Source organism: Sessilibacter sp. MAH3 (assembly GCF_054658275.1).
Map to the genome: position 1 here is coordinate 1 of NZ_BAAGIE010000063.1, position 1,083 is coordinate 1,083.

Annotated in this window: 1 protein-coding gene; it reads right to left on the reverse strand. The window is 43.3% G+C overall.

The window, feature by feature from the left end; genetic code table 11:
* Positions 1-26: 26 nt before the first annotated feature.
* Entirely contained in the window at positions 27-998 is a 972-nt protein-coding gene (locus ACYQ2C_RS18550) for an IS30 family transposase (RefSeq protein ID WP_460052832.1), read from the reverse strand.
* Positions 999-1,083 lie beyond the last annotated feature (85 nt).

Consider the following 1,083-nt stretch of genomic DNA (forward strand, 5'->3'; position numbering starts at 1 on the left):
CGCGGTTTCAAGTAATAACTGCAATTTCATAACGCAGCGAGTAAATCAACTCGCTGTCCCATAAATAATTCATTAGGTGAGCGACTACCTCTTGTCTTTCGCGGGCGATTGTTGAGTCGCTCCATAACAAGTCTTACCTGTTCATCGCTGACTCGATTAAAGTCAGTTCCTTTTGGGAAATATTGTCGTATAAGCCCATTAGTATTCTCGTTGATACCTCTTTCCCACGACGCATAAGGGTGAGCGAAGTAAATATCCGCTTTCAGTCCCGCAGCAATTCGTTCATGCTCAGCAAACTCAAGGCCGTTATCAAAGGTAATAGTTTTTACTTTGTCGCTAAGGCTTTTCATGTTTGCTACGGCTGCTTCTGCCAGTAAATCTGCTCGCTTGCCTGTTAACCGAACAATCACGGTATACAGTGTTTTTCGTTCAACCAAGGTCAGCAACGCACTTTTTCTCCCTTTGCCCATAATGGTATCGCCTTCCCAGTCACCGATTCGATTACGCCGATCTACAACTGCCGGTCGATCATCAATATCTATGCGGTTCTTAATTTTTCCTCGACGCTCATAACTTCCGTAACGTTTACGATACGGCTTGGACGCAATCCTCAAGTGTTGATAAAGATTCCCACCATTATTCTTGTTGCTATAAATTAATTGGTAAATTGTTTCATGGTGCAAGGACAATTTTTTATGCCTCAATAGGTAATCCACAACCTGTTGAGGGCTTAGCTCTTGGCGTATTAGATCTGTAATCCAGGTTTTCACTTCCTCTGTTAATTTAATCGCTTTATAAGCCTTAATTCTTCGACTAGAACTGAGTCGTTGCGCCTGAGCTGGCCGATAACCTCTCAGGCCACTATTACGTTTCAGTTCTCGACTAATCGTTGAAGGGCTGCGTTCTAATTGATCAGCAATTTCTTTTTGTGAAAGCCCTGCTTTAATAAATGCATCAATCTGATATCGTTCGTTTTCGGTCAGCTGGTTGTAGCGCATTAGTGCTTTTCTCTTGGTCGGGAGAGGTGCTGACTCTACCAGCTGGCCTCTCAACTACCAATTGCACTTATTATCTGAAACCGCG

Excerpts from the sequence above, each read along its gene's own strand:
- ACYQ2C_RS18550 (WP_460052832.1), bottom strand. The coding sequence starts at position 998 with ATGCGCTACAACCAGCTGACCGAAAACGAACGATATCAGATTGATGCA.